We start from the raw sequence: 8,507 nt of genomic DNA, 5'->3' as shown, positions 1-8,507 counted from the left end.
GGGTGTATATGGATTCAATTCCGGCTTCCTGCAGCCGCTTCGCTACCGCAGTGCTGACGGTGGTTTTCCCACTGCCGTCCGGACCTTCAAATGTAATAAAATATCCTTTTTTCATGTGCTTTCACCCTTGATCTCTTGTGCTATTATATCACGGTTATCCACCATTACGCCACAACCTTTCCCTTCCTGTTGTCCCCCGTTCACTCATGAAAGAACACTACCCACGGTCTGACGGATAGTGTTCTTTTTATATTTTCGTTTTCCAGTTTATCTTCCACCTGACATCGCAGGCCAGCGGAGTTTTCACCGGGTATTCCCGGGTCTAATACCGGACAGCCCAAAGCAGACGATAGAATTGATCGTCGCCGGTGTCTTCCAGCTCCGCGGTCCAGTGCGGCATACGATCCAGATTGTCTTTCACCGTTTGAATAACCTTGGGGTTGGCATTCCTCTGCCCATTATCGTTTTCAACCGGAATCCCTTCCACAATCAGCTTATCCTCCCATTGAGGCACATAGGTCACAAAATCCAAGGTGATTCGATTGTCTGATTGCTTTTGATCCAGCACGATGACGCCGGGACTGGCTTCCAGCCAGTCGCCTTCACGGGAATAAGCGATATAGCTGTTCACGCTTTGACTGTAAACGACGCCGCTGCTTAATTTCCGGTTATCATAATCATTATAAACATAATCCTGTCCGCTTAATACCTTTGCCGCCTTGTTCATGTCCGGCTGGGTGACCAGCGAACCATAGCCCTCGCGGATCGCGTAGTCCGCAAACCGCACCTGCCCTTCGGCATTCAAGCAATATCGTCCATCGCAACCATATTTAGGAATTGCACTCATCAAAGTTGGCGCCAGCGCTTCCCAATCGATCGCGGACGGATCGTCGAAACCCTGGTCCATCGCGGTGAACAGGTACAACGTTTTCTCAAGCTTTGACGTGTTCTTTAGATAGATCGTATCTTTATCATTGAAATTCATTTCCACTTCTAGCGTGATCTCCGGCGTCACGCCATTCGGTTCCAGAACATTGACCGGGTTTTCCGGGGTTTTGTCAACCCGGATTGTAATGTTGTCCGGATCGATTCCCCGCTCGAGCTTCGTTGCGGTCACCACCATCGCTTTGATGATCATCCTCTGATCAATCGACTGATTCCAGTACCGCTTAAAGAAGCTTAGACATTGCCCGTAAAGCGACGGCGCAAAATTCATTTTCTGTCCTAACGTTTCAGAACCTGCTTCGCCATCCTGGATCTCGGCAGTCTTCGGATCAAACTGAATCACGAAGCGCTGATCGTCTTCCGTCACGATTTCCGCATTCCAAGAGGATTCCGATCCTTCCAGCGCCATCGTAAGTTCAGCGGAGAACACCGCGGTCTTGACGATGCGGTCTTTCTTTTTGTACTCAAGGGTTACGTCTGGAAATATAAACGTAATTTCTGAATCGGTCAGGTTAACGATAATGTTTCCCTTACCTTTCGCATCGGTAAAGGTCCACTCTTTGTCGTGGATAACCAGCTCATATTCATGGCTGAATTCATAGATCGTGGAATTCAAAGCCTGAATCAAGCCTCGATCCTTGAGCAGCTTTGGCAAAAGCGTTTCCATGTCCGGCATCGGCGTCGGAACCACCGAAGGCATCGGCACATCCGCTGCGGACGTTGACGAGGGTGCCGGTCCTTCTTGCCTTGGCTGAACGCCGCAGCCGCAAAGCAAAATGCCAAGCATCCCCGCAGTGAGTGTTTTTATCCAGCGCCGTTTCGCTTTTGACTTTTTTTCTCTCCCCATTGTTTCACCCCATTCTTTTCCCATTTCTTCTTTAACTTCATTGTAAAGGATAGACCGGAAGGAAGGCAAGGCATTCCTTAAATAACGCCGGATTTGTCCACGATTGAATAGTCGGTCATAGATCAAAAGCCAAAAAGAGAAAACCCGCCCTTCGTTAACGAAGGAACCGATTTCCTTTGCTGTGATATTCCAAAATCTGGATGCTGTTTTAATCCTAAAGCCGTTTTTATTCATGGTCTTTGCTTAGTAGCCGGCTTTCACAATATACCCGATGCAGCGCGGTTTCACGTTCATAAAGCTTCGGCACGTTCCGCGGGAATCGTTTACATATGCATCGCACAAAAATATCTGCTGCCCTATTTTATTGTGACAAAGCAAAGCTAGCCGCATTTTCACCGCTGATTTTTCCAAAAACAAGATTGGTCGTCATCGGATTTAAGCCATTGACGCCTTCCTGCGCACATTCGCCGACAGCATAAAAACCCGGGATGATCTCACCTTTGGAATTGAGTACTTCAGTTCCTGTATTCGTCGGAATCCCGCCAAATGTTCCCTGAATGGAAGGCTTAACAACGATACCATAGAATGTATCTCCACTAGTTAAATCCGCAAGTGTTTTTCTTGAAAACTCGACGTCCACTCCATTTTTAACCTGTTCCTGGTATTTCTCTATCGTTTGCACTAATGCATCGGCATCGATTTCCATTTTTTCAGCCAGCTCCTGAAGGGACGAAGCGACGGTGAAATACCCTTTCTCAGCGTAAGCTTTTATCGTTTCATTTGTTTCCAGAAGTGTGTTGTCAAACAGAACGATTGCTTCCTGTTTCGTCTGACTATTGATCACTGGTGAAATCCCGTAGCTTCCCTGTTCGTTAACAAATCGTTTGCCTTCATGATTGACTAAAATCGCGCCGGCGTTAACTGCGGCATTCATGGTCAGGGCATGGGTTCGATCATAAAAAACAAGAGGATTCGCTTTCATCACAGTCATATCTACCAGCTCTACACCAATTTCCTGTGCCATCACTAAACCGTCGCCGGTATCGCCGGGAGAACAGTAATAAACTGAATCCTTCCATTGCGGCAAATACTGACTGACCATTTCCTTATTAGCGGCATATCCGCCGGTAGCCATGATCACGGCTTTAGCTTGAATGTTATATTCACCGCCCTCCGTTGTAACGCTGACGCCTTTAACTTGATCCCCTTCGGTTAAAATATGTGTGGCTTTCGTCCCGGTGCGAACGTCGACATCTAATTTTTCAAGTTCGCCATTCAGAGCAGGAATCACCATCGCTCCCAAGCCAGAGCCACCCTTCGGAGCTAAAATAAAGGCGCTGGATGTATGGTCAAGCTCAACACCCAAGCTGATTAAATATTCCGCGCGTTCTGCAGCGTTTTCGGCTAAAATCCGCGCAGCTTCGGCTTTTGCGTAGGCGCCTGTCGCCGCTTCCTGCTTCATATAATTCTGATACAAATCCTCGACCGTTTCTGTCTTTCCTTCTTTCTGATGAACGGAAGTCCCTACCGATCCAAACATACTGTTGGACAGCAGCGAGGTACCTCCCAGAATATCCTGTTTTTCAATCAGGATTACCTTGGCTCCCTGCTGAGCGGCAGAAATCGCCGCCGTCATCCCCGCAGCTCCTGAACCGATAACTACGATATCACATTGTGCGTCTTTCACTTCTATCCCTGACTTTTCAGGTTTGATTTCCCAGCTTTCCGTTTCCCCGGCAGCTTCTTCGAGAGCATTTTTGACTGCATTTTTAATTCCATTGCTCGTCATCGTTGCTCCGCTGAGAGCCTCTACCGCGATAGATTGTGTCTTGACAATCTGTTCCGGAATAACCGTAAGCGGTAAATCACTAATCCCCTTGGTTTCCTGATGATCCAGGACTTCAATATTTTTTATTGAACCTGCTTCCAGCGTAATTTCGACACGGATTTCGCCGTTGTTCCCCCAGGCGGTTCCCTGATAAACACCGCTGATTTCTTTTTCCGGCTGTTGAATTGACGGGCTGGGCTTAACTGAACATCCAGCAAGCATCCATAGGAAAGCCGCCGTGCAGAGAGTAAATCTTTTCATCTTCTCATTCCTCCTTCGCCCTTTTATAATAAACTGTGTATAAAGTACCCAGTCAAGGAGCGAATATGAAAACAAAAGATCTTTGTCAGCTTTTTGATCTTCCTCGAAGCGCTGTCCGGTTTTACCGCAACGCCAGCTTATTTTCTTTGCAACAGGATGAAAATGGTTATTTTCACTATGAAGTGGAAGAAATCGCAGCACTGTATGAAGTCTTAAAGCATCGGCGAAAACACGACCTGTCATTGGAGGCCATTACCCAGCGGTTGAAGAATCAAAGCAACCATTCTGACAATGAAGAAATGATCAATTTATTTCAAAATCAAATCGATGCCCTGGAACAGGAGATTCAAACGCTGCGCAGAAAACAACAGGGTATCAAACAGTCTTTAACTTATCAAAAATTGATTCAAAGTGCTTATAATCAAATTCAATATGTGGAGGATTGCGACGGACTGAGTTATATTAAAGAATCAGAATTTCACGATCATCTTCCTGCTCTGCACGAGCTTTTAGAAAGCGATCTATCTTATCAATCCTTAGTTTTTTCCTATGAAGAATTGGAAAAAGAAACTTTCCGGCCCACTTATGCCATTGGAATTACCCATCACAATCAAAATCGAGCGAAGCTTGCCAGCTCCTTCCCGCATTGTATCGCGCCTCATCAGCGAGGTCTTCGGTTTATTTTAGCGCTTTCCTCACTTCAGCAGCTCGACAGTGCAGTCTTCGTTCCAGTTCAAGAATACATCCGCAAGCATCATTTAAAAGTAACTGAGGAAGTAACCTCCATCATTTTAAAAACAGAAAGCATTCCAAGTTATCGTTTCGTTGTACTATTTCGTTTCATTGTTGCGGACAAAGAACCAGACAAAGCCGGTTAATTACAAAATCTGCATGCTTTCGGTTCACTTAAGTTTTCCCATTGTTCGATCTTCGCAACTTTCTCTTTCCTGAATGAAAAAAGAGAAAACCTACACTTCGTTAACGAAGGAACCGATTTCCTCTACTGTGTTAATCCAAAATCAAATGCTATTTTAATCCTGCCTCCGTTTTTATTCATGGACTTTGCTTAGCAGTCGGCTTTCGCAATATTCCCGAAGCTGCGCAGTTTCCTGTTCATAAAGCTTCGGCACGTTTTGGACAGGAATGACCTCGTTGACGGCGCACAGCTGATACGGATATTCCGTATGATAGCGAAAACCCTCAAACAAAATCGGCATATCCTGCTGCATACGGGACATCAAATCATAGTCGCCGTTCATGCTTGCCCAGTCGAAATTATATCCGCGTGTGGCCGCCATCACCAGATCTGCCAGTTCCTGAGGCGTCCGGTCAGCCCGGATCTGACGGCGCACCTGTCCGTTATAAATCACTGTACAGAGAATGATAAAATAAGGACGGTTGCGGGGAAACAGCTGCTCCACAGTCAAGGATACACGTGCCTTTAAGTATTCCAGTGTCAGCGTTTTATCTGAAATGGACGCGTCCCGGCTGAAAAAATGCGCAAATTGAATCAGACTGTCCAACGCGTTGGGATTGTCGATCAGCTGATGAGCGACGTCCAGAAATCCCATATCAAACTTTTTAAACTGACTGATGATCAGATCGTTCTTATTATTAAAATAATGATAAAAGGTGCCGACAGATACGCCGGCTTCTTCACAGATATCGGTAATTAGGGTGTACGCCATGCCTTTTCGCATAAAACACGTATTGGCCGCCTCAATAATTTTTTGTTGGGTTCTGATTTTTTGTTCCTGACGGCTTGTCATTTTTTCCATGTTTGCGCCTCATTCTCTTGTTTATTATAAGGAATGTCAAAAGAGGTGTCAAATAGAAGAAACCCTCCCGGATATTTCCCAAGGTTAGGAAATACGCGGAAGGGCTGAATTATTTATGACTTAAGTGAGTAAATTTTTATTATTTCTGCGCGGCAGCATTAGCGCCCGCAATTTTACCGAAGACCAGCGCATCCGGAACGGCGTTGCCGCCGACACGGTTGGTTCCGTGGATACCGCCGGTGACTTCTCCCGCCGCGTAGAAACCCGGGATTACTTCGCCGGAAGCGTTCAGAACCTGCGCTTCGGTATTGATCCGCAGACCGCCCATCGTATGATGAACCGCCGGCGTATAGGAAGCCGCATAGTATGGCGGATTATCCAGCCGCACACCCCAGGTAGACCGGCCGAATTCATCCTGTTTAGCATCGACCGCTTTGCCGTAATCTTCGATTGTCTTTTTCAGATTGTCCGCCGGAACACCCATGTTTTCAGCAAGTTCTTCAATTGTATCGCCTTTGAATAACATGCCGTTTTCAACCATGTAATCCAGGTTCGCCTGCGGAATCTGAACGCTGTCAATTTCCGTCTGATCGTTGATCACAAAGAAGACTTTATCCGTCTGATTCAGAGCCGCCTGTGCCAGAACATCACGCCGGTTATCTTCGTTGACATAGCGCAGACCTTCTTTGTTGACGTAGATAGCGTTGTTGACATAACCGGAAATTCCGCCGCCGCTGACCGGGAACAGCGGCATCAGCTGAATCCAGCCCATATCGACTAAATCCGCGCCGACTGCTTCACCCATCACAATCCCGTCGCCGGTCGCGCCCGGATGATTGTTCGTCGCGATGGTTTCACCTAAATCATCCCATTCCGTATTGTATTTCACGCGCATCTCAACATTCGCCGCAAATCCGCCGGTCGCCATGACAACCGATTTCGCGTTGACCGTCACCGTCTTGCCTTCGGCGTTGGTGATCGTAGCGCCGACGACTTTGCCATTTTCCTGCAATAAGCTTTCAGCTTTGGTGTCCAGATAAATCTGAGCGCCGTTTTTCTCCGCCTGTGTGCTCAGCGCTGCGATAAAGTCAGCACCTGAAACATTGGTCGTCTGCGCAGAACGATTCCATAATGCGCCGATTACCGTGCGGATCGTTGGATCCCAGGTCGTACCGTTGGCCGTCAGCCATTTCTTGGTATCCAGTGTGTTGCGGGTCAGTGTCAGGATCAGATCGATGTTGCCGATGTAGTCGCCGGCGTCCAGCGTCTGCAGCGCATGCCATTCCGGCGAATCAAATAACGAATCCGAGCCTGAAGCGAGATATTCATCATATTGTTTTTGAACATCTTCGATCAGCTGCTTGTGCGCGTCGCTGACCGGTTCGACAGCGAGCAGTTTTTCAACGGTCGCTTTTAACGAATCGTCCATTTTTGTACTGGCCTGACCTTCCGGATCATAGCTGTTGAACGCGCCGCCGCTGCGCAGCGTATTGCCGCCCATCATCGACATCTTTTCAACAACAATGACGCTGGCCCCGTTTTCCGTCGCCGATACCGCCGCACTTAAACCCGCGCCGCCCGCGCCGATAACTAAAACGTCAACATCGCTGTCCTGAAGCGCTGTCAAAGCATCCTGCGGATCTGTTGAAGGCTCCACGGATGGCGTTGGCTTGTTCTGCGTGCTGCAGCCAGTCATTCCCATCAGAACCAGGCTGAGCATCAGACAGAGGAATTTTTTTGTTCCTTTCATTTCTTTCTCTCCCTTTCCGAATTCTCATTGAATCCATTTCATTGAATTATATTCGATGAATATTCTTCGATAGAATGATAACAAATTAATATCATCTTTACAACTCCTTTTCAGCGCTTTTGTAAAATTTTTAACAAGATTTTATCAACCGTTTTGTTTTGGATACAAAACAGCCCAGCGGTATTCCTTATTTCTGAAATTTCGATCAGTTTTAAATCTTGTTTCTGGTCTGCCTTTCTTCATATTTGCCTTCTGCATTTCCATTGGCTGGCCAAACAAAAAGACGCCCGAAAGCGTCCGAAATCCCTTTAGCTGTCTGTCTTGAGAGGTCTTCTTAACAGAGTCGATCTTACCTTTATAAGCCGAAGCGCTTGGCCACCTGAGCTTTATCTAGCGCCTTGACTAACGGCAGGCCCAGAACGAAGCAAGCGATCAGTTCGCCCAGTCCAACTTCCAGCGCATTGATCGCAAAACCAGTAACCAAGGCAGTCGGATAGAGGACATAGGCCAGTTCCGCGCCGACAATCACGGCGTTGAACAGCACCGGCATCAGCGCTGAAACAATCGGCAGTCCTTGAATACAGAGCTTACGGAACTTCCAGGTCAGAAGCGCCGCCAGGAAGGTTGCCAGCGTTCCCGCCAGCACATCAAAAAAGCCTAACAAATTGACGCCCATGATCGCGCCGATCAAGTTGGTCAAAAAACAGCCCAGCGTCACACCGGCAATCGCCTCCGGGAATAAGACCGGAAGCAGCGTCATCGCTTCCGCAATCCGGATCTGGACCGGTCCGAACGAAAGCGGCGCTAACGCCAGAGAAACGGCGGCGTATAACGCGGCGATCACCGCGCTGATACAAAAACGAACTAAAGTCTTGTTTTTCATTATTTTATTGAATTCCTTTCGTGTTTTGTTTATTGTCAGGGGATTGCGACTGACATTTCTTCTCTCAAAACGTTTATCATTATAACAGATTCTATGAATTAATAAAGAGGAAGAATCGGAGAATCCCCTCTGCCGTATTGTGCTGCCTTCTTCTGATTCATTAGTGTATAAATCATTTATATACCCTTCCTTTTTATTTTTTAGGATCTTGACCT

General features: G+C 47.1%; 6 protein-coding genes. 1 reads left to right on the top strand and 5 read right to left on the bottom strand.

Translation table 11 applies throughout. From position 1 onward, the window contains the following. Window positions 1–322: 322 nt before the first annotated feature. Complete coding sequence (locus tag HOLDEFILI_RS11915) at window positions 323–1,792, bottom strand: hypothetical protein (RefSeq protein ID WP_156788929.1); 1,470 nt, start codon at window positions 1,790–1,792, stop codon at window positions 323–325. Between the two features lie 361 nt (window positions 1,793–2,153). Beyond that, window positions 2,154–3,881, bottom strand: a complete 1,728-nt coding sequence (locus tag HOLDEFILI_RS11910; protein ID WP_039864904.1) for an FAD-dependent oxidoreductase — start codon at window positions 3,879–3,881, stop codon at window positions 2,154–2,156. A 65-nt stretch (window positions 3,882–3,946) separates the two neighbouring features. Here HOLDEFILI_RS11910 and HOLDEFILI_RS11905 point away from each other — a divergent pair, with 65 nt between their 5' ends. Continuing rightward, a complete protein-coding gene (locus tag HOLDEFILI_RS11905) occupies window positions 3,947–4,759 on the top strand; it encodes a MerR family transcriptional regulator (protein WP_006059970.1) in 813 nt (270 codons plus the stop codon). Window positions 4,760–4,930: 171 nt separating this feature from the next. Here HOLDEFILI_RS11905 and HOLDEFILI_RS11900 read toward each other — a convergent pair whose 3' ends face one another. The 3 genes from HOLDEFILI_RS11900 to HOLDEFILI_RS11890 form a co-directional block, all read right to left on the bottom strand. Then, a complete protein-coding gene (locus HOLDEFILI_RS11900) occupies window positions 4,931–5,659 on the bottom strand; it encodes a TetR/AcrR family transcriptional regulator (protein WP_006059968.1) in 729 nt (242 codons plus the stop codon). A gap of 139 nt (window positions 5,660–5,798) precedes the next feature. Then, a complete protein-coding gene (locus tag HOLDEFILI_RS11895) occupies window positions 5,799–7,409 on the bottom strand; it encodes an FAD-dependent oxidoreductase (protein WP_006059967.1) in 1,611 nt (536 codons plus the stop codon). A gap of 355 nt (window positions 7,410–7,764) precedes the next feature. Next, window positions 7,765–8,292, bottom strand: coding sequence for a QueT transporter family protein (locus HOLDEFILI_RS11890; RefSeq protein WP_039864901.1), 528 nt, complete (start codon window positions 8,290–8,292; stop codon window positions 7,765–7,767). Window positions 8,293–8,507 lie beyond the last annotated feature (215 nt).

The sequence above is a fragment of the Holdemania filiformis DSM 12042 genome, from assembly GCF_000157995.1.
Classification (GTDB): domain Bacteria; phylum Bacillota_I; class Bacilli_A; order Erysipelotrichales; family Erysipelotrichaceae; genus Holdemania; species Holdemania filiformis.
The sequence above is the reverse complement of the archived record's forward strand: the minus strand, read 5'-3'. Positions and strand labels throughout refer to the sequence as shown.

What these genes read in the sequence shown, in the direction of transcription:
- HOLDEFILI_RS11915 (WP_156788929.1), bottom strand. Translation starts at nt 1,792, where the DNA reads ATGGGGAGAGAAAAAAAGTCAAAAGCGAAACGGCGCTGGATAAAAACA.
- HOLDEFILI_RS11910 (WP_039864904.1), bottom strand. Translation starts at nt 3,881, where the DNA reads ATGAAAAGATTTACTCTCTGCACGGCGGCTTTCCTATGGATGCTTGCT.
- HOLDEFILI_RS11905 (WP_006059970.1), top strand. Translation starts at nt 3,947, where the DNA reads ATGAAAACAAAAGATCTTTGTCAGCTTTTTGATCTTCCTCGAAGCGCT.
- HOLDEFILI_RS11900 (WP_006059968.1), bottom strand. Translation starts at nt 5,659, where the DNA reads ATGGAAAAAATGACAAGCCGTCAGGAACAAAAAATCAGAACCCAACAA.
- HOLDEFILI_RS11895 (WP_006059967.1), bottom strand. Translation starts at nt 7,409, where the DNA reads ATGAAAGGAACAAAAAAATTCCTCTGTCTGATGCTCAGCCTGGTTCTG.
- HOLDEFILI_RS11890 (WP_039864901.1), bottom strand. Translation starts at nt 8,292, where the DNA reads ATGAAAAACAAGACTTTAGTTCGTTTTTGTATCAGCGCGGTGATCGCC.